The sequence below is a fragment of the Bradyrhizobium sp. 149 genome (assembly GCF_023073915.1).
GTDB lineage: Bacteria > Pseudomonadota > Alphaproteobacteria > Rhizobiales > Xanthobacteraceae > Bradyrhizobium.
The window spans coordinates 783,828-809,009 of record NZ_JADPKK010000023.1 but is presented as its reverse complement, the minus strand read 5'-3'; the positions used below and the strand labels follow the sequence as shown (position 1 = coordinate 809,009).

Here is a 25,182-nt window from a genome sequence, read left to right as displayed (position 1 = left end):
ACATTTTCTGGAAATGAGCCAATATAGACAGAGATTCGCTCAAAGATCAGGCAGGTGCCTGTTCGTAACTCACCCTGTGCCTACGTTGTGCGTTGCGCCGAGAAGGCGCCCGGGTGTCGAATGATCGTCATGTGCTCACGCTGATTCGAGAGTGGCGCTAAGGAACGGTCCGGTCGCTGCTTTCGTTCAGTTGTGTAGCGGAACTCACGCGGAGAGGGATCATGTATAACGATTCTCTATTCAACGCTTTCGCTAAGTCGTTCGAGGCGAGAAGCCAACACGACATGTCGATGGCGGAATATCTGGAATCGTGTCGAAGCGATCCCATGAAATACGCGAACGCGGCCGAACGACTGCTCGCAGCGATCGGTGAGCCCCAGACGATTGACACGGCCAAGGACCCACGCCTTGGCCGTATTTTTTTGAACCGCACGATCCGCACCTATCCGGCCTTCGCCGGCTTCTACGGCATGGAAGAAACCATCGAGCGCATCGTCGGTTTCTTCCGTCACGCGGCGCAGGGCCTCGAAGAGCGCAAGCAGATACTCTACCTGCTCGGTCCGGTCGGCGGCGGCAAATCCTCGCTCGCCGAGCGGCTGAAGTCGCTGATGGAAGTGCATCCGATCTACGTGCTCAAGGCCGGCGACGAGCTGAGCCCGGTGTTCGAAAGCCCGCTCAGCCTGTTCGACCCGGATCAGCTCGGCCCGATGCTGGAAGAGAAATACGGCATTCCGCGCCGCCGTCTCACCGGCCTGATGAGCCCGTGGTGCTACAAGCGGCTGGAAGCCTTCGGCGGCGACATTTCCCAGTTTCGCGTCGCAAAAATCCAGCCGTCGCGGCTGCGCCAGATCGGGATAGCCAAGACCGAGCCGGGTGACGAGAACAACCAGGACATCTCCTCGCTGGTCGGCAAGGTCGACATCCGCAAGCTCGAAACCTACGCGCAGAACGATCCTGACGCCTACAGCTATTCCGGCGGCCTCAACCGCGCCAACCAGGGCGTGCTCGAGTTCGTCGAGATGTTTAAGGCGCCGATCAAGATGCTGCACCCGCTGCTCACCGCGACGCAGGAAGGCAATTACATCGGCACCGAGAACATCGGCGCGATCCCGTTCACCGGCGTTATCCTCGCGCACTCCAACGAAGCCGAGTGGTCGAGCTTCAAGGCCAACAAGAACAACGAGGCCTTCATCGACCGCATCTGCGTGATCAAGGTGCCGTACTGCCTGCGGGTCACGGAGGAGCAGAAGATCTACGAGAAGCTGATCCAGGGCTCCGAGCTGGCGGCGGCGCCTTGCGCGCCCTCGACGCTGGAGACCCTGGCGCGGTTCTCGGTGATGTCGCGCCTGCGCAAGCACGAGAATTCCACGGTGTACGCCAAGATGCGGGTTTACGACGGCGAAAGCCTGAAGGAATCCGATCCGAAGGCGCGCAGCGTCCAGGAATATCGTGATGCCGCCGGCGTCGACGAGGGCATGGACGGTGTCTCCACGCGCTTTGCCTTCAAGATCCTTGCTGCCACCTTCAACCATGATCCGCAGGAAGTCGCCGCCGACGCCGTGCATCTGATGTACGCGCTGGAGCAGTCGATCAAACGCGAGCAGCTGCCCGAGGAAGTCGAGAAGCGCTACCTCGAGTTCATCAAGGCGGATCTGGCGCCGCGTTATGCCGAGTTCATCGGCAACGAGATCCAGAAGGCCTATCTCGAATCCTACTCGGATTACGGCCAGAACCTGTTCGACCGTTACGTCGATTATGCCGATGCCTGGATCGAGGACCAGGATTTCAAGGATGCCGATACCGGCCAGCTGCTTGATCGCGAACTCTTGAACCAGGAATTGACCAAGATCGAGAAGCCGGCGGGCATCGCCAACCCGAAGGATTTCCGCAACGAGGTGGTCAAATTCTCGTTACGATCGCGCGCCCAGAACGGTGGCAAGAATCCGACCTGGATCTCCTACGAGAAGATTCGCGATGTGATCGAAAAGCGGATATTCTCGCAGGTCGAGGACCTGCTTCCGGTCATCTCCTTCGGGTCGAAGAAGGACGGCGAGACGGAGAAGAAGCACGGCGAATTCGTCGCACGCATGGTGGAGCGTGGCTACACCGAGCGTCAGGTTCGCCGGCTCGTCGAATGGTACATGCGCGTGAAGCAGGCCGGTTGAGGCGGATGGAAAAGTGCCGATTCACATTATTGACAGGCGCCTGAATCCAGGCGGCAAGAGTCTTGAGAACCGGCAGCGGTTCTTGCGTCGGGCCAAATCCCTGGTGCAGGGCGCCGTCAAGAAGACCTCGCAGGAACGCGACATCAAGGACGTCCTGGAGGGTGGTGAGGTCACGATCCCGCTCGACGGCATGCACGAGCCGCGCTTCCGCCGCGACGGCGGAACGCGTGACATGGTATTGCCCGGGAACAAGAAGTTCATCGAGGGCGACTACCTCCAGCGCTCAGGCCAGGGCAGCGCCAAGGATTCCGGCCCCGGCGAAGGCGACAGCGAGGACGCCTTCCGCTTCGTGCTGAGCCGCGACGAGTTCGTCGATCTCTTCCTCGACGATCTCGAGCTGCCGGATCTTGCCAAGCGCAAGATCGCGCACACGGAGAGCGAGGGCATCCAGCGCGCCGGCTATACCACCTCCGGCTCGCCGTCCAACATTTCGGTCAGCCGGACGGTGCGGCTTGCGCTTGCGCGCCGCATCGCGCTCAAGCGTCCGCGCAAGGACGAGATCGAGGAGCTGGAAGCCGCGATCGCCGCATGCACGGATGAGGACGAGCGTGTGATGCTGCTTGCCCAGCTGGAAAAGCTGAAAGCCAAGATTAAGCGCATTCCCTTCATCGATCCGCTCGACATCCGCTTCCGCCGCTTTGAGACGGTGCCGAAGCCCGTTGCCCAGGCCGTGATGTTCTGCCTGATGGACGTGTCGGGCTCGATGTCCGAGCACATGAAGGATCTCGCCAAGCGCTTCTACATGCTGCTCTACGTGTTCCTGAAACGCCGCTACAAGCACGTCGACATCGTCTTCATCCGCCACACCGACCGCGCCGAGGAGGTGGACGAGCAGACCTTCTTCTACGGCCCGGCCTCGGGCGGCACATTGGTCTCCAGCGCGCTGCAGGCAATGCACGAGATCGTGCGCGAACGCTTCAGCCCGTCGGACTGGAATATCTACGCCGCGCAAGCCTCCGACGGCGACAATTCCTATTCCGACGGCGAGCTCACGGGCATGCTGCTGACCGACAAGATCCTGCCGGTCTGCCAGTTTTTCGCCTATCTCGAGGTCGGCGAGTCCGGCGGCAGCGCCTTCGATCTGTCCGATTCCTCGCTCTGGACCCTCTATGAGCGCCTGCGCAACAGCGGCGCACCGCTCTCGATGCGCAAGGTCAGCGAGCGCAGCGAGATCTTTCCGGTGTTCCACGATCTGTTCCAGCGCCGCGAAACTGCCCAGGAGAAAGCCGCTCCATGACGGAACGCTTGTTCGAAGGCGCCGATTGGGATTTTCAGACCTTGCAGCGCATCACGGATGCCTGCGAGGAGGTGGCGACGAGAGATCTCGGGCTCGACGTCTATCCGAACCAGATCGAGGTGATCACCGCCGAGCAGATGCTGGACGCCTACTCGTCAGTCGGCATGCCGTTGTTCTACAAGCACTGGTCGTTCGGAAAGCATTTTGCGTATCACGAGGCCTCCTATCGCAAGGGCCTCATGGGGCTCGCCTATGAGATCGTGATCAACTCCTCGCCCTGTATCTCCTATCTGATGGAGGAGAACACGGCGACGATGCAGACCCTGGTGATCGCGCACGCCGCCTTCGGGCACAATCACTTCTTCAAGAACAACTATCTGTTCAAGCAGTGGACCGACGCCGACGGCATCCTGGACTATCTGGATTTCGCCAAGAACTACGTCATGCAGTGCGAGGATCGCTACGGCCGCGTCGAGGTCGAGCGCACGCTGGATGCCGCGCATGCGCTGATGTCGCACGGGATCGACCGCTATCCCGGCAAGAAGAAGCTGGATTTGCGCGAGGAAGAGAAGCGTGCCGGCCGTCGGCGCCAGCACGAAGAGGAGGTCTTCAATGATCTCTGGCGCACCGTGCCCAAGGGGGCGTCGAAGACCCGCTCAGCGATCTCCCTGGAACGCCGCCGCAAGCTGCTCGGCTTGCCGCAGGAAAACCTGCTGTATTTCCTGGAGAAGAGCGCGCCGCGGCTGGCGCCCTGGCAGCGCGAGCTGTTGCGCATCGTCCGCCACATCGCGCAGTATTTCTATCCGCAGAGCCAGACCAAGGTGATGAACGAGGGGACGGCGACCTACGTCCACTATCGCATCATGACCAAGCTGCATCAGCAGGGCCGCATCAGCGACGGCAATTTCCTCGAATTCCTGCAGTCACACACCAACGTCGTGTTCCAGCCGGAGTTCGACGACCCGCGCTACTCGGGCTTCAATCCCTATGCGCTCGGCTTCGCCATGATGCAGGACATCGAGCGCATCGTCACCAGGCCGGAAGACGAGGACCGTGAGTGGTTCCCGGACATCGCCGGCAAGAACGACGTGATGGGCGTGCTGCGCGACGTCTGGGCCAACTACCGCGACGAGAGTTTTATCGCCCAGTTCCTGAGCCCGAAGCTGATGCGGCACCTCCGCATGTTCCACTTGCATGACGACCCCGAGGAGCGCGCCGGCATCCGGGTCGACGCCATTCACGACGAGCGCGGCTTCCGCCGCGTCCGGCGCGAGCTCGCGCGACAGCACGATGTCGGCTACATCGACGCCAATATCGAGGTGGTCGACGTCGATCTCTCCGGCGATCGGCGGCTGATCCTGCATCACCATGTCATTAAGGGCTCGCAGCTCAACGAGACCGACGCCAAGCGCGTGCTCCAGCATCTGGCCGATCTCTGGACCTACGACGTCGCGCTGATCGAGGTCGACGCCAACGACAAGGTGCTGCGCGAATATGTCGTGAGCCCGCGCCCGATCTCGGCGGTGGCCTGACGCAGCCGTCTATGCAGGCCGTTTGGCCGGCTTCTTCTTGGCTTTGGACGCGTTCAACGCCACGGCTGCGCGAATCAGCGCCTTCAAAGCCTTCTCGTTGATCTTCTCGCCCTCGCGAAAATCGATCGCGCGCCGCACATTTCCCTCGAGGCTGGAATTGAACAGGCCGGCGGGGTCGTCCAGTGCGGCGCCCTTGGCAAACGTCATCTTCACCACGGCCTTGTAGGTCTCGCCGGTGCAGATGATGCCGTCGTGCTCCCACACCGGCACGCCGCGCCACTTCCATTCCTCGACGATTTCAGGATCGGCCTCCTTGATCAGGTCGCGGATTCGCCCGAGCATCTCGCCGCGCCAGTCGCCAAGCTCCTTGATCCTGCCGTCGATCAGCTTGGAGGGCGACGGCCCATTCGCGTCCTTCTTTGTCGCGGTCACGGTCTTCTTCATGACCTCGCCTCGCGTTGCGTGCCGTCGCGTTGGCCAAGATATGGTAGCGCGAACATATAGAGCCCGGTCGCGAGCAACGGGATCAATGGGACGAGCGCGAGGAAGCCGATCCACACGGCCTGGACCTGCATGGTCATGGCGACGATATTGGCGATGACGGCGAGGGTGAAAGCGATCGACAGCCAGCGATGGATCTGCCGAACCCACATATTCCCGGTCAATGAAACCTCCTCTTGAGATGATCGAATGAAGGCCGGTGGCCGAGCTAGTCTGCTCTTGCCAGCAGCTCGTCCAGCTTGGCGAAAAACTGCTTCCAGCCGGCATGCGCGCCGCCAAAAGCCTGCTTCTGCGTCGGGCTGAAGCCGGCTTGCTCGACACGCAGATGCGTGCCTGCGCCCGTCGGCGTCAGCGTGAAGGTCACGACGCTCTTGAGATCGAACGCCGCGTCGTCATGCGAGAAATTCCAGGTGTAGGCGAGCGTCTTCTGCGGCTCGATGGTGAGGACCTCGCAGTCCAGCACGCCGCCCCACTCGCCGCGAAGGTTGAAGCGGTGGCCGACGGTCGGCTTGAAATCGTTCTTCATCAGCCACTCTTCGATCAGATGCGGCTGCGTCAGCGCACGCCAGATCCGTTCTGCCGGAAAGGCAAATTCGCGCTCGATGACGACGGAACGCATATCGGCGGCAGCTTCGGTCATTGGTCCATCCTCTTCAGGAGATCGTCGAGCGCGTCGAGCCGGTTCTGCCAGAACCCGGCCATCTGGCTGGTCCAGTCGATCAACGGATTGAGCGCGCCGGGCTGGGCGCTGTAATGCGTCTGACGTCCTTGATGCCGGTCGCGCACGAGGCCAGCCTGCTTCAGCGCGCCGAGATGTTTGGAGACCGCCGGCTGGGAGACCCCTGACAACGCCGTCAGTGCCCCGACCGTCTGTTCGCCCTCGCGGCACAATCGCTCGAAGATCGCCCGCCGGGTGGGGTCGGCGAGCGTCCTGAACAGAAGGTCGTGCGCGGCGGACATGAGATCCATAACTTGTAAGTTATGGATTAATTCATAACCCTGTAGTTATGGATAAGTCAAGCGCGATGTGACGCTCGGCGGGGCGCCACATCCTCCGTCATTGCGAGCGCAAGCGAAGCACATCCAGTCCCTCCGTGGAGGCAGACTGGATTGCTTCGTCGCAAGGGCTCCTCGCAATGACGGAGAATGGCTGCGCGAGCGCGCGAGCCTACGGCCGCAGATAGAGATAACCCTGCCACTGGAGCTCCGCCAAACGGACCACGCCGCCCTTTTCGGCGCTGACGAAGCCCGGCAAGAGATCCGCGAGAGTGACGTTCTGCGCCTTCATTGTGTTGCCGCAGGCGGCAAGCTCGACGCCGTCCTTGGAGAAATCGCCGACGCGCTTGCTGATGTCGGGGTTGGCCTGCGCCCAGTGAAACGCCTTAAGTGCGGGCCCGTGGATCACCAGCGCGATCGTCACATGGTCCGGACCGCCGACGCCGTCGATGTGGTTCTGGATATTGCCGAGCACGAAATTGACCTTCTCGGCATCGCTCAGGTGGTAGACCACCTTCAGCTGGTTGCTCGTGCCGGCTTCCGTCGCGGCCTTCGCGCTGGAGGCGCCAAGCGCCGCGCCCAGGCCTGAGAGCGCGCTCCACAAGATGTTCCGGCGATTCATGACGATCTCCCTCGATTGCGCTGGACACATATCATTTGTGACGGAGCGCGGCGAGTTCCTTGCGGTCGGTCACGAGCGAGGCGCATTCCCTGTTGTCCATTCGATCTAGGCGGAAAATCCCGTCATCGGCGCCGGCGACCAGTGATTGCTCGGCATCCTCATCCGGCTTGTTGTTCTGCCAGACCCTGACCCGCGCCAGCCGCACCATCGCCGATTTGTCGTCCTTCGACAGCGCGACGCCGATGCCGCCGCCCTCGCAGTCGACGCCGCAGCCGAGCCGGATCTCGGCGCCGTCCTTGGTGAACACGGCATGATGGCAGGAGCCGCTGGTGTCGAAATCGCCGGAGCGGTGACGGTATTTGAATCCGAGGCGGAAGGAGTTGTGGAGCTGCTTGTCCTCCGAGTCCAATTCCGCCGAGATCAGCAGCTTCATCGCGGCGACCTTCTGCTTCGGATGCCGCGCCAGATGCTCGGCGTCGTAGTGCCGCACGAAGCAGGCATAGGCCTTATCGCCGGGTGCGCCCGCATACATGCGTGCGTTGAAGGTCTCGGCTTCGGCCTTGCTGGCCTCGCGGATGTCGTCGGCCTTTTCGGCGTGGGCGGCGCCGAACGCGGCAACGAAGACGGCGGCAATGAGAGAAAGCTTCATGATGGCCTCACGTGCGGCGGCTGAGCTGTACGCTGTAGACGCGGCCCAGATGCAGGGCATTAGTCATCGGTGGGGTCGCGAAGGTTCAATCGATGTGACGCCTTCGCCGTTCGGAACTCGATGCCGACGATCGCTCCGAGATTGCCCCATTTCATCGATGTGATAGCGTTCACAGACGATCGCCTTTGGCAGTCGTAGGCTGGGGCCTGCCTTTGCAAGTTTGTGGAGTCCCCCCGCAATGGGTGAAATTCGCAACTTCAGATCCGGGAATGACGAGCCGCCTTCACACGGCCCTATGCCTCGTCGTCTCGCGGCCATCATTGTCGGTGACATCGCGTCTTACAGTCGCCTGATGCAGGCGGACGAGGAGGGCACGCACGTCCGCGTCAAGCGGATCGAGCGGGATCTTATCCAGCCCAGCATCGTCGAGCACCATGGAAGCCTGGTGAAGACCACGGGCGATGGCTTCATCGCGATTTTCGACAGTCCGGTCGAGGCCGTGCGATGCAGCATCGTCATCCAGCAGAATCTCATCGGCCGCAACGCCTCGCTTCCGAAGGATACCCGGATCGAGTACCGGATCGGCGTCAATCTCGGTGACGTCATCGTAGAGCCTGACGACGTTTACGGCGACGGCGTCAACATCGCCACGCGCATCGAGGGCATCGCCGAGCCGGGCCAGGTCTATATCTCCGGCGCGATCTACGAGCAGATCAAGCACAAGGTCGTGTGCGGTTACGAGTCGCTCGGGGACCGCAAGGTCAAGAACATCACCGATCCCGTGCGCGTCTATCGCGTGCTGCCGGATGCAGATGCGGTCGGCAGAACACGGGGGCGGCGCGAGAATGCTCTAATCTTTCTCCTCGGAATCACGCTGTCGGTGATTGCCGCCGGCGTGCTGTGGTATCTGCTGGCTCAGGCACCGGGCAAGGTGAGCGAGCAGGCGGCCGTGCCCACCGCTTCTCCAGCCGCATCACCTAGTGCGCAGCCTCCGCCGCGCGACGCGGCGGCGCAGACGCCACAGCCTTCTCCCTCGTCGGCTTCGTCATCTCCGTCGCCCTCTCCCGCGCCAAGTCAATCGGCCATTCCCGTCCGCGAACCCGAGATGGTGGCCATTCGCGGCGGCAGCTTTGCGATGGGAAGCAACGACGACCCGACCGAGCGTCCTGTCCACCAGGTCACGATCAAGCCGTTCTCGATCGGAAAATATCCGGTGACCGTGCAGGAATGGAACGAGTGCGCCGCTGCAAAGGCGTGCGGCTTCACAGCGATCGGCAAGGACGATGCGCCGGTCAGCAATGTGAGCTGGACAGACGCGCAGCAATATGCGGCCTATCTCGCTCAGGCGACCAAGAAGGCTTATCGGCTTCCGAGCGAAGCCGAATGGGAATACGCCGCGCGGGGCGGAACGCAGACCAAATATTGGTGGGGCGACAAGCTGCAGCCGGGCGTGGCCGGTTGCAAGGATTGCGGTGATCTCGCGGCCGAGCAGCCAGCGAAGGTCGGTAGCTTCAGGCCGAATCCGTTCGGGCTGCACGACATGGGCGGCGGTATCGATCAGTGGGTCGAGGACTGCTGGCACAAGACCTATCAGGGCGCGCCCGGCGACGGCTCGGCCTGGAGCAGCGGGGACTGCAGCGCTCACGTCCTGCGCTCCGGCTCCTGGAAGAACGATTCGAGATATGTGCGGCCGTCCAACCGCGATGGCTACGACACCAATGTTCGTTATCCGACGCACGGATTCCGCGTGGCGCTCAGTCCTTAAGTGGTGGAGTTGGTTTGATGCAGATCCTTCGTTGCGTCGCGCTGGCGGCGGCGCTCGCATTGCTTCCGGGGGTCGCCTTCTCGCAAGGCAAGACAGCTCCCAAGGACGCAAAGCTCTATTTCATCACCCCGCATGACGGGCAGAAGGTCCGCGGCGGATTCTGGGTCCGGTTCGGCTTGCGCAACATGGGAGTGACCCATGCCGGCGACGAGTATCAGAACGCCGGTCATCATCATTTGCTGATCGACGTCAACGACCCCGTCGATCCCAAGGAGCCGATCCTGCAGGACAAGTCGCATCTGCATTTCGGAGCAGGGCAGACCGAAACGCTGCTCGAGCTTCCGCCCGGGACGCACACGCTTCAACTCGTGCTGGGCGATGCCAGGCACTATCCGTTCGAGCCGCCCATCGTGTCGGAGAAGATCACCGTCCGCGTCAGGCAGCCCGCCGCAGGGCGGTAGGGATCACCGCAGTCTGGCGTTGAACTTGTCCAGCACCGCCGACCCGGGGCAGAGCGCGTCCGCTTCCAGCGTGTTGAGCGGCGTTTCGACGGTGTTGAGATGCTCGTGCAGATCTTCCGCATCAGGGTCGACGTAGAGCAGGCCGGTGACGATCTGGCCCTTTGCCGCGTGCTTTTGCAGGAAAGTCTGGGCGCCGAGCCGGTCATGCGGATCGTAGTCGGCGTCGATCTTGCGCAGCGCGATACTGCTGCCGTCATGCTGCTCGACCATTTGCACCGTGCCTGGTGCGTAATCCACCGCAATGGGATCGCGGCCGACCAGCACGTCGAGCCGGTTCACCGCGTCATTGTGCTCGCGGACATAGTCAAAACTCTTGGTCGAGCCGGCATGGTTGTTGAAGGCGATGCAGGGGCTGATGACGTCGATGAACGACGCGCCCTTGTGGCGGATCGCGGCCGCGATCAGCGGCACCAGCTGGGTCTTGTCACCGGAGAACGAGCGCGCGACGAAGGTGGCGCCGAGCTGCAGCGCGATCGCGACGAGGTCGATGGCGTTGTCGGTGTTGGTGACGCCTTTCTTTGACTTCGAGCCGCGGTCGGCGGTGGCCGAGAACTGGCCCTTGGTCAGGCCGTAGACGCCGTTGTTCTCGACGATATAGGTCATGTCGACGCCGCGCCGGATCGAATGCGCGAACTGGCCGAAGCCGATCGAGGCGGAATCACCGTCGCCGGAGACGCCGAGATAGATCAGGTCGCGGTTGGCGAGATTGGCGCCGGTCAGGACCGACGGCATGCGGCCGTGCACCGAGTTGAAGCCGTGCGAATTGCCGAGGAAATAGTCCGGCGTCTTCGACGAGCAGCCGATGCCGGAGATCTTGGCGACGCGATGCGGCTCGATCGAAAGCTCATAGCAGGCTTCGATGATCGAGGCCGTGATCGAGTCATGGCCGCAGCCGGCGCACAGCGTCGAGATCTTGCCTTCGTAGTCGCGATGGGTGTAGCCGAGCTCGTTCTTCTTCAGCCCGGGATGGTGGAATTTCGGCTTTGCGATGTAGGTCATGACACGGCCTTGCGGAGCGGGGTCACCTTGAGGTGATCCTGGTGGTCGCCAATAGCTTTTGCGATGAAGCGGGCGGTGATCGGCGAGCCGTCGTAATGCACGATCGGCACCAGCCGCACCGGGTCGATGCCGTTCTCGTTGACGATGAGCTGGCGCAGCTGGCTGTCGCGATTCTGCTCGACGACGTAGACGAAATCGTGCTCGGCCAGGAAGCTCGCCACGCTCGAGTGGAATGGGAAGGCGCGGATGCGCAGGCGGTCGAGCTGATGGCCCCGTGCCTCCAAAAGTCCGATCGCCTCGTCCATCGCCGGGGTGGTCGAGCCGAAATAGATCACGCCGTATTTGGTCGGCCGTTCCGCATTGGCCTGGAGCGGCCGCGGCACCAGATCCTGCGCCGTCTCGAACTTGCGCATGAGACGCTGCATGTTGTCGACGTAGACCGTGCCTTCTTCGGAGTAGCGCGCATAGCGATCGCGCGACGTGCCACGGGTAAAATAGGAGCCCTTGGTCGGATGCGTGCCGGGATAGGTCCGGTAGGGGATGCCGTCGCCGTCGACGTCCAGATAGCGGCCGAAATCACGGCCTTCGTCCAGCATCTCCGCGGTCATCACCTTGCCGCGGTCATATTGCCTGGCGTCGTCCCACTTCAGCGGACGACAGAGCCGGTGGTTCATGCCGATATCGAGGTCGAGCATCAGGAAGATCGTGGTCTGGAGCCGCTCGGCGAGATCGAAAGCCGCGGCCGCGAACTCGAACGCTTCAGCGGGATCCTCCGGGAACAGCAGCACGTGCTTGGTGTCGCCATGCGAAGCATAGGCGCAGGCGATGATGTCGCATTGCTGGGTGCGGGTCGGCATGCCGGTCGACGGACCGGCGCGCTGGATGTTCATGATCACGGCCGGGATTTCGGCGAAATACGACAGGCCGATGAACTCCGTCATCAGCGAGATGCCGGGGCCGGAGGTGGCGGTGAAGGCGCGCGCGCCGTTCCAGGAGGCGCCGATCACGATGCCGATCGAGGCCAGTTCGTCCTCGCCCTGCACGATCGCGTATTTCGCCTTGCCGGACTCCGGATCATGCCGGTACTTTTTGCAGTGGGCGGTAAAGGCCTCCGCCACCGACGAGGACGGCGTGATCGGATACCACGCGCACACGGTGGCGCCGCCGTAGACGGCGCCGAGCGCGGCGGCGCTGTTGCCCTCGATGAAGATGCGGTCGCCGACCTTGTCGGACTTCTTCACCCGCAGCCCGGTCGGGCATTTCAGGTTCTGCAGCGCCCAGTCGCGGCCGAGATGCAGCGCGTGGACGTTGGAGGACAAGAGCTTCTCCTTGCCCTTGTACTGCTCGCCGATCAGCTGCTCGATCAGTTTCGGGTCCATGTCGAGCAGCGCCGAGAGCGCGCCGAGATAAATGATGTTCTTGAACAGCTGGCGCTGGCGCGGATCGGTGTAAGTCGAGTTGGTGATCGCGGTCAGGGGCACGCCGATCACGGTGATGTCGTCGCGGAATTTCGTCGATGGCATCGGCTTGGTGGAATCGTAGAACAGATAGCCGCCGGGCTCGATGCCGGCGACGTCCTTGTCCCAGGTCTGCGGGTTCATCGCCACCATCATGTCGACGCCGCCGCGGGCGCCGAGATGGCCGTCTTCCGTGACCCGCACCTCGTACCAGGTCGGCAGGCCCTGGATGTTGGAGGGGAAGATGTTACGGGGGCTGACCGGAACGCCATGGCGCAGGATCGCGCGCGCAAACATCTCGTTGGCGCTGGCCGAGCCCGATCCGTTGACGTTGGCGAAGCGGACGACGAAGTCGTTTACGCTGCTGATCGGCTTTTTGTCGGACATGCTGAACCTGCGTGAGTCATCTCGATCAAATATTTCTGCATGTCCCAGGCTCCGGTGGGACAGCGCTCGGCACACAGCCCGCAATGCAGGCAGACGTCCTCGTCCTTGACCATCACGCGCCCGGTCTTGAGATCGGTGGAGACGTAAAGATCCTGGTCGGGGTGCAGCGAGGGCGCTTTCAGGCGCTGACGGAGGTCGCCTTCCTCGCCATTGTCCGTGAAAGTGATGCAATCCATCGGGCAGATGTCGGCGCAGGCATCGCACTCGATGCAGAGCGAGGTCGAGAACACGGTCTGCACGTCGCAGTTCAGGCAGCGATGGGCTTCGCCGAGCGCGAGCTTGACGTCGTAGCCGAGCTCGACCTCGGTGCGGATGTCCTTCAGCGCGATCACCTTGTCGCGATGCGGCACCTTGAAGCGCTTGTCGTTGGAGATGTCGTTGTCATAGCTCCATTCGTGGATGCCCATCTTCTGCGAGGAGATGTGCACCTCCGGCAATGGCCGCTCGGTGATGTCCTCGCCCGAGAGCATCTTGTGGATCGACAGGGCGGCATCATGGCCCTGCGCCACCGCCCAGATGATGTTCTTCGGACCGAACGCGGCGTCGCCGCCGAAAAACACCTTTGGGTTGGTCGAGACGAAGGTTTTCGGATCGACCTTGGGCATGTGCCATTTGTCGAACTCGATGCCGCAATCCTGCTCGATCCAGGGGAAGGCGTTCTCCTGACCGACCGCGACCAGCACGTCGTCGCATTCGATGGTCTGGTCCGGCTCGCCCGAGGGCACGAGGTTGCGGCGGCCCTTGGCGTCGTATTCGGCCTTCACCTTCTGGAAGGTGATGCCGGTGAGCTTGCCGTTGTCGTGGACGAAGGCTGTGGGGACGAGGAAGTTGAGGATCGGGACGTCCTCGTGGAGTGCGTCCTCCTTCTCCCAGGGCGAGGCCTTCATCTCCTCGAAGCCGGACCGCACGACCACCTTGACGTCCTCGCCGCCGAGCCGGCGCGCGGTGCGGCAGCAATCCATCGCGGTGTTGCCGCCGCCGAGCACGATCACGCGCTTGCCTATTTTGTCGGTGTGGCCGAACGAGACCGAGGACAACCAGTCGATGCCGATATGGACGTGGGCGGCAGCCTCTTTCCGGCCGGGAACGTCGAGCTCACGACCGCGCGGCGCGCCGGAGCCGACGAAGATCGCGTCATACTTCTCCGCGAGCAGCGCCTTCATGCTCTCGATGCGGTGACCGCCCTTGAAGTCGACGCCGAGGTTGAGGATGTAGCCGGTCTCCTCGTCGATGACCGAATTGGGCAGGCGGAATTTCGGGATCTGCGTCCGCATCATGCCGCCGGCTTCGGGATCGCCGTCGAACACGGTGCAATGATAGCCGAGCGGCGCGAGGTCGCGCGCCACCGTCAGCGAGGCCGGGCCACCTCCGATGAATGCGACGCGCTTGCCGTTCTTCGCGGACGGCTTCGGCAGGCGTTGCGTGATATCGTCCTTGAAATCAGCGGCGACGCGCTTGAGGCGGCAGATCGCGACCGGCGTTTCCTCGACGCGTCCGCGGCGGCACGCCGGCTCGCATGGACGGTCGCAGGTGCGTCCCAGAATCCCGGGAAACACGTTCGATTTCCAATTGATCATGTAGGCGTCGCTGTAGCGGCCTTGTGCGATCAGTCGGATATATTCGGGAACCGGGGTGTGCGCTGGACAGGCCCATTGGCAATCGACCACTTTATGAAAGTAGTCGGGGGCCGCGATATCGGTCGGTTTCATTCCTACCCTGTCCGCGCAGGCTCAAGGACCCGGCGGCCTCTTCTTGAGCTTGTCGGACGCTTAACGCGCGTCGATCTGGTTTCTGAATGACGTCATTGGGTTAGCTTATTAGAACCGTTTCGAAGTACAACGGCAAACTTTCGCGATTGACCGCTTTCATGGGAGCTGCGCGCGCACAGCATTAACGCGCCGCGCGCAACCAATGCGGCGGTGCAATATGTTGCGTTGCGAATGCGCTGGCCACGTGTGGTATTGCTTTGTGTCGAGGGGCATTGGCGTCAGATTGCGCAACCCGCGCTTCAATTATCTCTCGTGAGGGCGTGTGATGGATCGATCTGTGTCAACCGAGTTTGAGATTGACAATGGGCTGAGCATTGCCCTCACCGAAGCTGGCGCCTGGATAATAAAGGCCGACGATAGAGAGTTTCGTCTCGAGGAAATCAACGATTTCTATCGAGCTTGGCTGTTGCTGGAGCAGCCCTTCTCCGAGGTGAAGACTGCGCTCGACCAAATAGCTCGCGACGCAAACGCGGCGACACCTTTTCCGTTCGCGAAACTCATCGGGTCCGCGCTAAAAGCTCAATCACGTCAATGGACCGATTGCGCGATGGTTTGGGTCCCATTCCTTGCGGCAGCAGAAAAAGCGACCTTGAAAGGCCTGCTGTCGGACACCAGAGATTCAAAATGGGCCAGCCAGAAGATTAGGCAGCTAGCTCGAAAACACGTGAATGAAATCGAGCGAGGCGATCAAGACGCATAAGCTGGCTGGGCCTTACCCACGAATGCGCGAGAGATCAACCGACTGCGATGTCGCTCTTCGCGAGGTCCCACATCAGGCCGTAAGTGCCGACGGAGACGGGCAGCGGGAAGGGTGATGCAGCAGGGCCGGTGAAGCGTTCGGCGATGACAGCCGAGACCGCGCCGACATGGGTGCCGTCGATCAGCACGAACCAGTCGCGCGCGCCTTCGTTGCGCGTCGCCGGAATGTCCGCAGTTGCGCCTGATAATTCCGGCTCGCTTTCGAGCAGATGCATCGAGATGATGCCCTCGCGCGTTTCCGGTGCCAGCTTTTCTTGCAGTGCATCACGCCATGCACCCGCATTGTCCTGCGTTGGCCGCAGCCGTATGAGGCCGAGCGCGGCGCCGCGGCCGGTGCCGTTGCTGACGGTGATGCGCGCGACCACACGCAGCATGTTCTTGAAATGCGCCATGGTCCGCCGCGACCATTCGGTCTGGTTGGCGAGCCGCGCCCGGTAGGCGGGACTGTCGAGCACGTCGAGCGTCGCGGTCGAATACAGCGACAGATATTTGGGATTGGCGGCATGCGCGACATAGCGCCGCGCCTCCAGGAAACCCTCGATCGCGACGCGCTCTTCCAGATGCTCGCGATCGTACCAGCGGTTGAACTCGGCTTCATCAGCTGCGTCGATGTTCATCGACGTCAGCAGCATGCCTTTCCCGGCGAGCGGCATTTTCTTGTGTCCCGTTATCGCGAGATCTTCGAAGCGAGATCTGCGATCGACTTCATGACCGCGTCCCGCACGCCGCCATCATAGAGCGAATGGCCCGCTTCTTCCACGATGCGAATCTCGGAACCCGGCCACGCCTTCGCGAGCGCGTGGGATGTCTCGGGAGGACACAACAGATCGTAGCGGCCCTGGACGATGATGCCGGGAATGCCGATGAGCTTGCCGGCGTTCCTCAACAACTGGTTCTCCGTCATGAAGCTGTCCTGGACGAAATAATGCGCCTCCATGAACGGCGTCGCCGGCAATGTGCGCCAAACGTTCAGCGAGGCCAGGTCCAGCCGCGTCTTGGCCGCCTTGTGCTCCGACAAGGCGCGCTCGGTGTCGTGCCAGGCGCGCGATGCCGGACCATGCACGGCCGGATCGGCATCGAGGATGCGGCGCCAATAGGCGTTGACCGGCCGCTCGCGCTCCTGGGCCGGCAGCACGCTCAGAAAATCCTCGTAGAGCGCGGGGTAGAACTGCGACAGGCGCGAGGTGAAGGCGATCTCGACTTCAGCGCGCGTGCCGAGAAACGTCGCGCGCAGCGCAATCGCGGAGACGCGCTCGGGATGCGCCTGCGCATAGGCCAGCGCCAGCGTCGCGCCCCAGGAGCCGCCGACCACCATCCAGTTGTCGAAGCCGAACTTTTCGCGGATCTTTTCCATGTCCGCGACCAGGTGCGCCGTGGTGTTGTCTTGCCGCGATCCCTTCGGCCGGCTGCGGCCGCAGCCGCGCTGATCGAACAGCACGGCATGGAAACGGTCGGGATCAAACAGCCGGCGATGGTCGGGCTGGCAACCGCTGCCGGGGCCGCCATGCAGATAGACCGCCGGGATTCCGCCGGCACGCCCGATGCCCTCGACATAGAGCTCGTGGCCGTCGCCGACATCGAGCATTTCGGAGGTCAGTGGCGCAAAGGGATCGGCGCGCTTGACTGCATTGGCCGCGTCGGCGTCAGGCATCATTCCCGGATTCCAGAGTGCCGCCGGCGAAGTTGCGATAGAGGAAGCGGTTGGTTTCGCCCTCGGCCTCGCGCTCGGCCTGCTTGAAGATGGTCTCGTGCAGCGGCGACAGCGCGCAGGCAGGATCGGTGTTGGCGGCGTCGCCGGTCAGCGCAAAGGCCTGGCAGCGGCAGCCGCCGAAATCGATCTCGCGGAATTCGCAGGTCTTGCACGGCTCCTTCATCCAGCCGGTGCCGCGATAGCGGTTGAAGGCGTCCGAGTTCTGCCAGATCCAGGCGATCGAATGGTTGGAGCGCACCGATTCGAAGTCGAGCCCGGTGATGCTTTCGGCGGCATGGCAGGGCAGCACCTTGCCGGCCGGCGAAATGTTGAAGAATTGCCGGCCCCAGCCGCCCATGCACTTCTTCGGCCGCAGCGCGTAATAATCGGGCACGACATAGTCGATCGTCAGCCGGCCTTTCAGCCGCTCGCGCGCCTCCTCGACGATGCGGGTGCACTCGTCGAGCTGCGCCACCGTTGGCATCAGCGCGGCGCGGTTCTTCAACGCCCAGCCGTAATACTGGACGTTCGCGACCTCGAGCCGGTCGGCGTCGAGATCGACCGACATCTGGATGATGTCGGGGAGGTGGTGCAGGTTCTGCCGGTGCATCACCGCGTTGACGGTGAGCGGCAGGTCGAGCTCGCGGGTCCATTTTGCCACTTCGAGCTTTTTGTGGTGCCCGCCTCTGTAGCCAGCGACGCGATCGGCGAGGCCTTCTTCAACGCCCTGGAAGCTGATCTGCACGTGGCAGAGCCCGGCATCGGCAAGCTCGCTCAGCCGCTCGCGCGTCAGCAGCACCGCCGAGGTGATGAGATTGGTGTAGAGGCCGACGTCGCTGGCATGCTTGACCAGCTCGACCAGATCCTTGCGCGCCGTCGGCTCGCCGCCGGAGAAATGGACCTGGAGCACGCCGATCTCGGCGAGCTCGCTCAGGACTTTCTTCCATTCCTCGGTGCTCAGCTCCTTGCCCGAGCGGTCGAGCTCGACCGGGTTGGAGCAATAGGGACATTGCAGTGGGCAGCGATGGGTGATCTCGAGCAGCACGGCCAGCGGAATGCCGAATGTCTCCGCCGTCGAGCGCTGCTTCTCCAGCACCGCGAGGCTGTCGCTGGCGTCGGGCGGGACGACGGGATTGCCGAGCACATCGCTCATGAGGTCTTCTCCCGGGCCTCCGTGAGAAAGCCCTTGTCGGCGAGATCCTGCAGCATGACGATGACGTCGGCCAGGATCGCCTCGCGCGGCGCGGTGTATTTTGCCGCGAGCTGGTCGGAAACGTCGCCAACATTGCGTTCGCCGTCGCAGAGCTGCAAGACCTCGACCGCGATCTCGTCCGGCGCCAGCACGCGTTCGGGCGCCAGGATCACCCAGACCTTCCGCGTCTCGTCATATTTCAGCTTGGCGTGCCGCGGCAGAACCGGCCGGCTGGTCTCGCTGACGCTGATGTGACGCGGCCCGGCCATCGGTGTTCCTCAGCTCGCCTTCTGGTGTTCTTTGGGCACGAACGCGCCCGGCGGAATTTGGCCCTCGACATAGGCGTGTTGGAGCGCGTCGAGCTGTACCCATAGCACGTTGGTCTTGAAGATCAGCGCGTTGCAGACGGATGCCCGCTCTTCCGGCGTCCTGGCATGCGCCTTGACATAGTCGAGCGCAAACCCGGCGTCGCGCGGCGCCTGCGCCAGGCGGCGCTTGAAGTAGCTCATGGTGTCGGGATTGACGAAGTCGTAGTGCTCCAGCATGCCGGAGATGCGCTCCTCGTGCAGGTTGGGCGCAAACAATTCGGTGAGCGAGGAGGCGATCGCTTCCAGCGGCGACTTCTCGCGGCAATAGTGCACATAAGCTTCCACCGCAAAACGCGTCGCCGGCAAGATGCCCTCGGTCGATTCCACGTAAGCCGTGTCCAGCCCGAGGCCTTCGGTCAGCTTCAACCAGCGCTCGATGCCGCCCTCGCTGCCGATATCGCCGTCATGGTCCTCGATGCGGTGACGCCATTCCAGCCGCGTGGCGCGGTCGCGGAAGCGCGAGATCACCACCGCGTCCTTGATCGGGATCGTGCTCTGGTAATAGTAGCGGTTGAGCGCCCAGGCTTGCACCTGGCCTTTGTTCAGCTTGCCGCCGTGCAGCAGTCTATGGAACGGATGCAGGCTGTGATAGCGCGTCGCTCCGATATGGCGCAGCGTCGCCTCGAGTTCCTCGGCCGAGTTGAGCTTGATGTCCTTGCCGATCGAGAGCGAGGTCATTCCAGTCAATGACGCGGCATTCACAGCACGATCTCCGTTCCGTCGGCGGGTATTTGCCAGCCCGCCGCTTCAGCGGCCTGGCGCTCGGGGGACGAGGGCAGCAGCGCCGGGTTCGAGTTATTGATATGCAGAAATATCTTCCTGTCGAGTGTGAGATCGGCGAGCCGCGCGATGGCGCCGTGGTCGCCGGACATCGCGACATGGCCCATGCTCTTGCCGGTCTTGTGGCTAAGCCCGGCCCTGATCATCTCGTCGTCCTGCCACACCGTGCCGTCGAAGAACACCAGCGCGGCGCCATCGATCTCGGCCTTGAGCGCGTCCGTGACTTCTGCGCAGGCGGCGATGAAGTAGAAGCATTTGCCGGTCGATTTGTCGGTGATCTTCAGCCCCAGCGTATCGCCCTCGCCGGTGTCGCCGCCCGGATGCGCCTTGCCTTCCAGGTACCAGGCCGATTTACCGGAGACCGCGAAGGGCAGCACCTCAAGTCCCGAGCGCGCGCCGTCCCGCAACCGCGGCTCGAACGGCTCATTGATGTCGATGGGCTGGCGCCGCACGTTCTTCGCGTTCAGCACGTCGAAGATGCTGTTGGCCTTCAGGATCGCCAGCACCTTCTCATGCGCATAGATCGTGAAAGGCGAGCCCTCGCGCATCGACAGTAGTCCTGTCACCGCATCCACTTCGCTGTTGGTCAGGATCACGCCTGCGATCGGCGTATGGCGCAGCGCGCCTGCCTTCGGATGCAGCTGCGGCGTGGCATTCAATTGCTGGCGGAGGTCGGGGGAGGCGTTGATCAGGAACCAGTGCTCGCTGTCGCTACTGAAAGCGACCGAGGCCTGGGTTCTCTGGAGCTCTTGGCCGTTTTCACGGGCCGTCCGGCAGCCCTCGCAACCGCAATTCCATTGCGGCACTCCGCCGCCGGCTGCGGCGCCCAGGACGACGACGCGAAGCATGATCCGTCTCCTGGAAGGAACGCTGCGAGGTGGATCTCAGGCCAACACAGTTTCCGTCGTCCGGAAACCTGCCAGGACCGAAAGACCCACCTGCGCTGAACGCAGTTCGCCAGCCACTTACTTGCGGGTGGCGCTCACATACATGTTGATTTCCATGCCACAGGGCACTTCGACGATCTTCGGGGCTTTCCAGGCCATTTCGGCTCTCCATTTTCGTGAATTCGGACGTATCCGCCCACCCTTAAGTTAGTGCGGGCGAAAAAGTTCGCTAGTGAAATCTTCCCGAGAAACTCATGGTGCGCCGCGAAAAATGCGGCGGAACACCACTTCTGGGGACGCAGCCTTGCGCTTGGCGCATTCGGTCGCGAACCCTGTCCTGATAAAGCAGTTGTGAGTGCGGTGCAGCTTTCAATCCGGTACAGGCGACCCAATTGGACTTTCCTGATGCCCAGATATTTCTTCAACACCCGTATCGGCGACGACCTGATCGTGGATCCTGAGGGGGAGGATTTGCGCAATCCCGACCGCGCCTGGGAGGTCGCTCGCCAGATGATTCTGGAGGTGCTGAGATCGGAGGGCACCCAGCCGGCCCTGCTTGAGGCCGTCATCGAGGTCACCGACCGCGAAGGCGAGATTGTGCTCGAATTCCCCTTCACCGAGGCTTTGCTGGACGTTCCGGACCAGTCGGCGACAAGGCATTAGACAAGGCATTAGAAGGGTCCACCGCTCCCTCCACGTCATTGCGAGGAGCCCTTGCGACGAAGCAAATCCAGACTGCCTCCGCGGAGCGATTCTGGATTGCTTCGCTTCGCTCGCAATGACGGAAGTCCCTGCGAAATCCGCATGGCTTTGCCGCGTTCCCGGAGCTAAAAGACGCCGGTTACACGGAGCAAGTCATGCAAGATCTCTGGCGCCTGTCGGCCGCCGACCTCGCCAACCTCGTCAAAGCCAAAAAAGTCTCCGCCAGGGAGGCCGCGCAGGCGGGCCTCGCCCGGCTCGATGCCGTCAATCCGAGCCTCAACGCCGTGATCGACCACCGGCCGGAGGACGTGCTCAAGCAGGCTGACGCCGTCGATGCCGCCATTGCGAGGGGGGAGGACCCCGGCGTGCTGGCCGGCGTGCCCGTCACCATCAAGGCCAATGTCGACCAGGAGGGCTTTGCCACCACCAACGGCCTGAACCTCCAGCGCGACCTGATCGCGAGCGAGGACAATCCGGTGGTCGCCAATTTCCGCAAAGCGGGCGCCATTCTCCTTGGGCGCACCAATTGCCCGGCCTTCTCCTATCGCTGGTTCACCACCAATCTGGTCCACGGCGACACCAAGAACCCCCGCGACGCCTCGCTGACGCCGGGCGGCTCGTCCGGCGGCGCCGGTTCGGCGGTCGCGGCCGGCATCGGTCATATCGCCCATGGCACCGACATTGCCGGCTCGATCCGCTATCCCGCCTATGCCTGCGGCGTGCATGGCTTGCGCCCGACCCTGGGCCGCATCCCAGCCTTCAATCCGGCCCTGCCGGAGCGCCCGGTCGGGCCCCAGATCATGGCGGTGTCGGGACCGCTGGCGCGCACCGTCAACGACATCAGGATTTCCCTCGCGGCCATGTCGGCCCGCGACATCCGCGATCCCTGGTTTGTGCCCGTGCCGCTGGAAGGCCCTGCGCGGCCCAAGCGCGCCGCGCTCTGCCTCAATCCGGACGGCCTTGCGACGGCTTCCGAGGTGAAGGCGGCCGTCATCGATGCCGGCAAGCGCCTGGAACGCGCGGGCTGGACTGTCGAGTTGATCGAAAACACCCCGCCGATGCGTGAAGCGGTCGAGTGGCAGACAAAACTCTGGCTCGGCGATGGCTACGAGGCCCAACTCGAAATGGCCGAGCGTGAGGGCGATCCCGGCGCGCTGGCGTGCCTGCGCGGCAACCGCGCCAGGGTCACGCCGATGGACCAGGCGAATTACGCCAAGGCATTGACCCGCCGCGCCACGCTGACCCGCGAATGGATGCTGTTTTTCGAGACATATGCCGTGCTGCTGACGCCGGTCTCCGGCGAATTGCCGTTCCCCGATCATCTCGACCGCAAGGACGACGACAGCTTCAAGCGCGTCTGGGAAGCACAGCTGCCGCAGATCGCCATTCCCTTCATGGGCCTGCCGGGCCTCGTGGTCTCGACCGGCCTCGTCGGCAAGGCCCCGGTCGGCGTGCACATCGTGTCCGGCCGCTATCGCGAGGATCTCTGCCTCCTCGCGGGCGAGGCGATCGAGGCGGGCGGCGTGCCGCCGTCGCCGATCGATCCCGTGGGTTAGCGATGTCTGTGATCTACGACTTCAAGGCCAACTCGCTCCTCGGCGAAGAAGTGCCGATGCGCAGCTTCGAGGGACAGGTGCTGCTGATCGTCAACACCGCGAGCAAATGCGGCTTCACGCCGCAATATCGCGGGCTGGAGGATCTGCATCGCGATCTCAATCCTCGCGGCTTCTCGGTACTCGGCTTTCCCTGCAACCAGTTCGGCGCGCAGGAGCCGGGACAGGCGAGCGAGATCCAGGCGTTCTGCTCGACCAATTACGACGTCACCTTCCCCCTGTTCGAGAAGATCGACGTCAACGGCAGCAATGCACATCCGTTGTATGAGTACCTGAAACGCCAGCAATCCGGGCTGCTGGGCGCCTCCATCAAATGGAATTTCACCAAATTCCTGGTGGACCGTGCCGGCAAGGTGGTTTCGCGCTATGCGCCGACCGCGCGGCCCGAAGGATTGCGGCAGCAAATCGAGACCTTGTTATGAGCGAGACAATCATGAGCGATGAATTTCCGGACCGCCTCTCGGTCGATCCGAACAGCCCCTATTACAACGCGGACATCCTGTCGCGCGACGTCGGCATCCGCTTCAAGGGTGTCGAGAAGACCAATGTCGAGGAATACTGCATCAGCGAAGGCTGGGTCCGCGTCACCGCCGGCAATGCCAAGGACCGCCACGGCAATCCGCTGACCATCAAGGTGCACGGCCCGGTCGAGCCGTATTTCAGGGATAAGAAGTAGAGCGCGGCGCGCACACTCTCTCCACCGTCATTGCGAGGAGCCCTTGCGACGAAGCAATCCAGACCGCCACCGCGGAAAGATTCTGGATTGTCGCTGCGCTCGCAATGACGAAAGTGAAAGGCTGAACACCCATGTCCGTCCGCATCGTCGACGTCCGCGAGATCACGAAACCCATCTCTTCGCCGATCCGCAACGCCTATATCGATTTCACCAAGATGACGACGAGCCTGGTTGCCGTCGTCACCGACATCATTCGCGACGGCAAGCGCGTCGTCGGCTACGGCTTCAACTCCAACGGCCGCTACGGGCAGGGCGGCCTGATCCGCGAGCGCTTTGCGTCGCGCATCCTGGAGGCCGATCCGAAATCGCTGCTGAACGCGGCCGGCGACAATCTCGATCCCGACAAGGTCTGGGGCGCGATGATGACCAACGAGAAGCCGGGCGGTCATGGCGAGCGCTCCGTCGCGGTCGGCACCATCGACATGGCGGTGTGGGATGCCGTGGCGAAGATCGCGGGCCAACCGCTGTTCCGCCTGCTGGCCGAGCGTCATGGCGTCAAAGCCAATCCGCGCGTGTTCGTCTACGCCGCCGGCGGCTATTATTATCCCGGCAAGGACCTCTCGATGCTGCGCGGTGAGATGCGCGGCTATCTCGATCGCGGCTATAACGTCGTGAAGATGAAGATCGGCGGCGCGGGACTCGAGGACGACCGCACCCGCATCGAGGCGGTGCTGAAGGAGATCGGCAACGACGCGCAGCTCGCGGTCGACGCCAACGGCCGCTTCGATCTCGAGACCGGGATCGCCTACGCAAAAATGCTGCGCGACTATCCGCTGTTCTGGTACGAGGAGGTGGGTGATCCCCTCGACTACGCGCTGCAAGCCGCGCTCGCCGAATTCTATCCGGGCCCGATGGCGACCGGTGAAAACCTGTTCAGCCACCAGGACGCCCGCAACCTGATCCGCTACGGCGGCATGCGGCCTGACCGCGACTGGCTGCAATTCGACTGCGCGCTGTCCTACGGCCTGTGCGAATACCAGCGCACGCTGGAAGTGCTGAAGACCCACGGCTGGTCGCCGAGCCGCTGCATCCCGCACGGGGGCCACCAGATGTCGCTCAACATCGCAGCCGGCCTCGGCCTCGGCGGCAATGAGAGCTATCCCGACCTGTTCCAGCCCTATGGCGGTTTCCCCGATGGCGTGCGCGTCGAGAACGGCCACATCACCATGCCCGACCTGCCGGGCATCGGCTTCGAAGGCAAATCGGATCTCTACAAGGAGATGAAGACGCTGGCGGAGTAGACGCGGATCCGGCCGCACTCTCCGTCAGGCGAGGCGTGGCCGCATTCTCCGTCATTGCGAGCGTAGCGAAGCAATCCAGAATCTCTCCGTGGGTGGCAGTCTGGATTGCTTCGTCGCAAGAGCTCCTCGCAATGACGATGCGGCGAAAGTCTCCAAATCATCTTTGGTTGTGTTATCGTGATGCTCTCGGCCAATCGAGCACGATCATGAAGCAGCCTTGCGTGTACATGTTCGCCAATCGCCGCAATGGGACGATCTACACAGGCGTCACCTCCAATCCGCCGCGCCGCGCGTTCGAGCATCGTGAGGGATTGGTAAAGGGCTTCTCATCGAAATACGGTTGCAAGCTCCTCGTCTGATACGAACTGCATGCAACCATGATGGACGCGATTACGCGCGAGAAGCAGATCAAGGCCGGCAGCCGGGCAAAGAAGCTTGCCTTGATCGAGAGTATCAATCCGGACTGGATGGATTTGTACGACACACTGATCTGA

General features: G+C 62.7%; 27 protein-coding genes and 1 pseudogene. 12 read left to right on the top strand and 16 right to left on the bottom strand.

The genetic code is table 11. The features are described 5' to 3' along the window. Positions 1 to 221: 221 nt before the first annotated feature. Genes IVA88_RS31680 through IVA88_RS31670 form a run of 3 tightly spaced genes read left to right on the top strand, consistent with a single transcriptional unit; the run spans position 222 to position 4,994 of the window. Positions 222 to 2,165 carry a PrkA family serine protein kinase gene (locus tag IVA88_RS31680; RefSeq protein WP_247501100.1) on the top strand — a complete coding sequence of 648 codons (1,944 nt, stop codon included), beginning with the start codon at positions 222 to 224 and terminating at the stop codon, positions 2,163 to 2,165. A gap of 19 nt (positions 2,166 to 2,184) precedes the next feature. Beyond that, positions 2,185 to 3,462 (top strand): YeaH/YhbH family protein, encoded by a 1,278-nt coding sequence (locus tag IVA88_RS31675; protein ID WP_247501239.1) that lies wholly within the window; start codon positions 2,185 to 2,187, stop codon positions 3,460 to 3,462. Then, positions 3,459 to 4,994: a SpoVR family protein gene (locus IVA88_RS31670; protein ID WP_247501099.1), complete on the top strand. Its 1,536-nt coding sequence runs from the start codon at positions 3,459 to 3,461 to the stop codon at positions 4,992 to 4,994. Before IVA88_RS31675 ends, IVA88_RS31670 begins: the two co-directional genes overlap by 4 nt. A 9-nt stretch (positions 4,995 to 5,003) precedes the next feature. Here IVA88_RS31670 and IVA88_RS31665 read toward each other — a convergent pair whose 3' ends face one another. From IVA88_RS31665 to IVA88_RS31640, 6 genes are all read right to left on the bottom strand, one after another. Beyond that, positions 5,004 to 5,438, bottom strand: coding sequence for a DUF1801 domain-containing protein (locus IVA88_RS31665; protein ID WP_247501098.1), 435 nt, complete (start codon positions 5,436 to 5,438; stop codon positions 5,004 to 5,006). Beyond that, positions 5,435 to 5,659 carry a hypothetical protein gene (locus tag IVA88_RS31660; protein WP_247501097.1) on the bottom strand — a complete coding sequence of 75 codons (225 nt, stop codon included), beginning with the start codon at positions 5,657 to 5,659 and terminating at the stop codon, positions 5,435 to 5,437. The genes IVA88_RS31665 and IVA88_RS31660 overlap by 4 nt, the downstream gene beginning before the upstream one ends. Positions 5,660 to 5,703: 44 nt before the next feature. After that, positions 5,704 to 6,135, bottom strand: coding sequence for an SRPBCC domain-containing protein (locus IVA88_RS31655; RefSeq protein WP_247501096.1), 432 nt, complete (start codon positions 6,133 to 6,135; stop codon positions 5,704 to 5,706). Next, positions 6,132 to 6,455 carry a metalloregulator ArsR/SmtB family transcription factor gene (locus tag IVA88_RS31650; protein WP_247501095.1) on the bottom strand — a complete coding sequence of 108 codons (324 nt, stop codon included), beginning with the start codon at positions 6,453 to 6,455 and terminating at the stop codon, positions 6,132 to 6,134. Before IVA88_RS31650 ends, IVA88_RS31655 begins: the two co-directional genes overlap by 4 nt. 208 nt (positions 6,456 to 6,663) lie before the next feature. Continuing rightward, positions 6,664 to 7,113 (bottom strand): DsrE family protein, encoded by a 450-nt coding sequence (locus IVA88_RS31645; RefSeq protein ID WP_247501094.1) that lies wholly within the window; start codon positions 7,111 to 7,113, stop codon positions 6,664 to 6,666. Positions 7,114 to 7,144: 31 nt separating this feature from the next. Beyond that, on the bottom strand, positions 7,145 to 7,762 hold the full coding sequence (locus IVA88_RS31640) for a hypothetical protein (RefSeq protein WP_247501093.1): 618 nt from the start codon (positions 7,760 to 7,762) through the stop codon (positions 7,145 to 7,147). Between the two features lie 238 nt (positions 7,763 to 8,000). On the opposite strand from IVA88_RS31640, the gene IVA88_RS31635 reads away from it, so the two are divergent. Further along, a complete protein-coding gene (locus IVA88_RS31635; RefSeq protein WP_247501092.1) occupies positions 8,001 to 9,527 on the top strand; it encodes an SUMF1/EgtB/PvdO family nonheme iron enzyme in 1,527 nt (508 codons plus the stop codon). 17 nt (positions 9,528 to 9,544) lie between these two features. Then, the gene (locus tag IVA88_RS31630; RefSeq protein ID WP_247501091.1) at positions 9,545 to 9,988 is read left to right on the top strand and encodes a DUF4399 domain-containing protein; all 444 of its coding nucleotides are present in this window, start codon (positions 9,545 to 9,547) and stop codon (positions 9,986 to 9,988) included. Between the two features lie 3 nt (positions 9,989 to 9,991). Here the strand turns inward: IVA88_RS31630 and IVA88_RS31625 are convergent, their stop codons facing one another. From IVA88_RS31625 to IVA88_RS31615, 3 genes are read right to left on the bottom strand one after another with little or no spacing between them, the layout of a single operon-like run. Then, on the bottom strand, positions 9,992 to 11,047 hold the full coding sequence (locus tag IVA88_RS31625) for a 2-oxoacid:ferredoxin oxidoreductase subunit beta (protein ID WP_247501090.1): 1,056 nt from the start codon (positions 11,045 to 11,047) through the stop codon (positions 9,992 to 9,994). Beyond that, on the bottom strand, positions 11,044 to 12,891 hold the full coding sequence (locus tag IVA88_RS31620; protein ID WP_247501089.1) for a 2-oxoacid:acceptor oxidoreductase subunit alpha: 1,848 nt from the start codon (positions 12,889 to 12,891) through the stop codon (positions 11,044 to 11,046). Before IVA88_RS31620 ends, IVA88_RS31625 begins: the two co-directional genes overlap by 4 nt. Then, positions 12,861 to 14,660 carry an FAD-dependent oxidoreductase gene (locus tag IVA88_RS31615; RefSeq protein WP_247501088.1) on the bottom strand — a complete coding sequence of 600 codons (1,800 nt, stop codon included), beginning with the start codon at positions 14,658 to 14,660 and terminating at the stop codon, positions 12,861 to 12,863. The genes IVA88_RS31620 and IVA88_RS31615 overlap by 31 nt, the downstream gene beginning before the upstream one ends. A gap of 337 nt (positions 14,661 to 14,997) precedes the next feature. Here IVA88_RS31615 and IVA88_RS31610 point away from each other — a divergent pair, with 337 nt between their 5' ends. After that, a complete protein-coding gene (locus IVA88_RS31610) occupies positions 14,998 to 15,420 on the top strand; it encodes a hypothetical protein (protein ID WP_247501087.1) in 423 nt (140 codons plus the stop codon). Between the two features lie 34 nt (positions 15,421 to 15,454). Here the strand turns inward: IVA88_RS31610 and IVA88_RS31605 are convergent, their stop codons facing one another. The 7 genes from IVA88_RS31605 to pqqA form a co-directional block, all read right to left on the bottom strand. Continuing rightward, positions 15,455 to 16,132 carry a DUF4286 family protein gene (locus tag IVA88_RS31605; RefSeq protein WP_247501086.1) on the bottom strand — a complete coding sequence of 226 codons (678 nt, stop codon included), beginning with the start codon at positions 16,130 to 16,132 and terminating at the stop codon, positions 15,455 to 15,457. Between the two features lie 14 nt (positions 16,133 to 16,146). Next, a complete protein-coding gene (gene pip, locus IVA88_RS31600; RefSeq protein WP_247501085.1) occupies positions 16,147 to 17,133 on the bottom strand; it encodes a prolyl aminopeptidase in 987 nt (328 codons plus the stop codon). After that, on the bottom strand, positions 17,123 to 18,322 hold the full coding sequence (pqqE, locus tag IVA88_RS31595) for a pyrroloquinoline quinone biosynthesis protein PqqE (RefSeq protein ID WP_247501084.1): 1,200 nt from the start codon (positions 18,320 to 18,322) through the stop codon (positions 17,123 to 17,125). The genes pip and pqqE overlap by 11 nt, the downstream gene beginning before the upstream one ends. After that, positions 18,319 to 18,630 (bottom strand): pyrroloquinoline quinone biosynthesis peptide chaperone PqqD, encoded by a 312-nt coding sequence (gene pqqD / locus IVA88_RS31590; protein WP_247501083.1) that lies wholly within the window; start codon positions 18,628 to 18,630, stop codon positions 18,319 to 18,321. The genes pqqE and pqqD overlap by 4 nt, the downstream gene beginning before the upstream one ends. A 9-nt stretch (positions 18,631 to 18,639) precedes the next feature. Further along, complete coding sequence (gene pqqC, locus IVA88_RS31585; RefSeq protein WP_247501082.1) at positions 18,640 to 19,431, bottom strand: pyrroloquinoline-quinone synthase PqqC; 792 nt, start codon at positions 19,429 to 19,431, stop codon at positions 18,640 to 18,642. Then, positions 19,428 to 20,357 (bottom strand): pyrroloquinoline quinone biosynthesis protein PqqB, encoded by a 930-nt coding sequence (gene pqqB / locus IVA88_RS31580; RefSeq protein WP_247501081.1) that lies wholly within the window; start codon positions 20,355 to 20,357, stop codon positions 19,428 to 19,430. The genes pqqC and pqqB overlap by 4 nt, the downstream gene beginning before the upstream one ends. A 117-nt stretch (positions 20,358 to 20,474) precedes the next feature. Beyond that, the gene (pqqA, locus tag IVA88_RS31575; RefSeq protein ID WP_007595659.1) at positions 20,475 to 20,555 is read right to left on the bottom strand and encodes a pyrroloquinoline quinone precursor peptide PqqA; all 81 of its coding nucleotides are present in this window, start codon (positions 20,553 to 20,555) and stop codon (positions 20,475 to 20,477) included. A gap of 246 nt (positions 20,556 to 20,801) precedes the next feature. Here pqqA and IVA88_RS31570 point away from each other — a divergent pair, with 246 nt between their 5' ends. The 6 genes and pseudogenes from IVA88_RS31570 to IVA88_RS31545 all read left to right on the top strand — a co-directional run bounded on the left by IVA88_RS31570 (position 20,802) and on the right by IVA88_RS31545 (position 25,182). Then, positions 20,802 to 21,059 (top strand): hypothetical protein, encoded by a 258-nt coding sequence (locus IVA88_RS31570; RefSeq protein WP_247501080.1) that lies wholly within the window; start codon positions 20,802 to 20,804, stop codon positions 21,057 to 21,059. A 194-nt stretch (positions 21,060 to 21,253) separates the two neighbouring features. Then, positions 21,254 to 22,654 (top strand): amidase family protein, encoded by a 1,401-nt coding sequence (locus IVA88_RS31565; RefSeq protein WP_247501079.1) that lies wholly within the window; start codon positions 21,254 to 21,256, stop codon positions 22,652 to 22,654. 2 nt (positions 22,655 to 22,656) lie between these two features. Further along, the gene (locus IVA88_RS31560) at positions 22,657 to 23,133 is read left to right on the top strand and encodes a glutathione peroxidase (RefSeq protein WP_247501078.1); all 477 of its coding nucleotides are present in this window, start codon (positions 22,657 to 22,659) and stop codon (positions 23,131 to 23,133) included. After that, positions 23,130 to 23,387, top strand: coding sequence for a DUF3297 family protein (locus IVA88_RS31555; RefSeq protein ID WP_015684132.1), 258 nt, complete (start codon positions 23,130 to 23,132; stop codon positions 23,385 to 23,387). Before IVA88_RS31560 ends, IVA88_RS31555 begins: the two co-directional genes overlap by 4 nt. 131 nt (positions 23,388 to 23,518) lie before the next feature. Further along, positions 23,519 to 24,688: a mandelate racemase/muconate lactonizing enzyme family protein gene (gene tarD, locus IVA88_RS31550; RefSeq protein WP_247501077.1), complete on the top strand. Its 1,170-nt coding sequence runs from the start codon at positions 23,519 to 23,521 to the stop codon at positions 24,686 to 24,688. A 206-nt stretch (positions 24,689 to 24,894) separates the two neighbouring features. After that, positions 24,895 to 25,182, top strand: a pseudogene (locus IVA88_RS31545) (GIY-YIG nuclease family protein).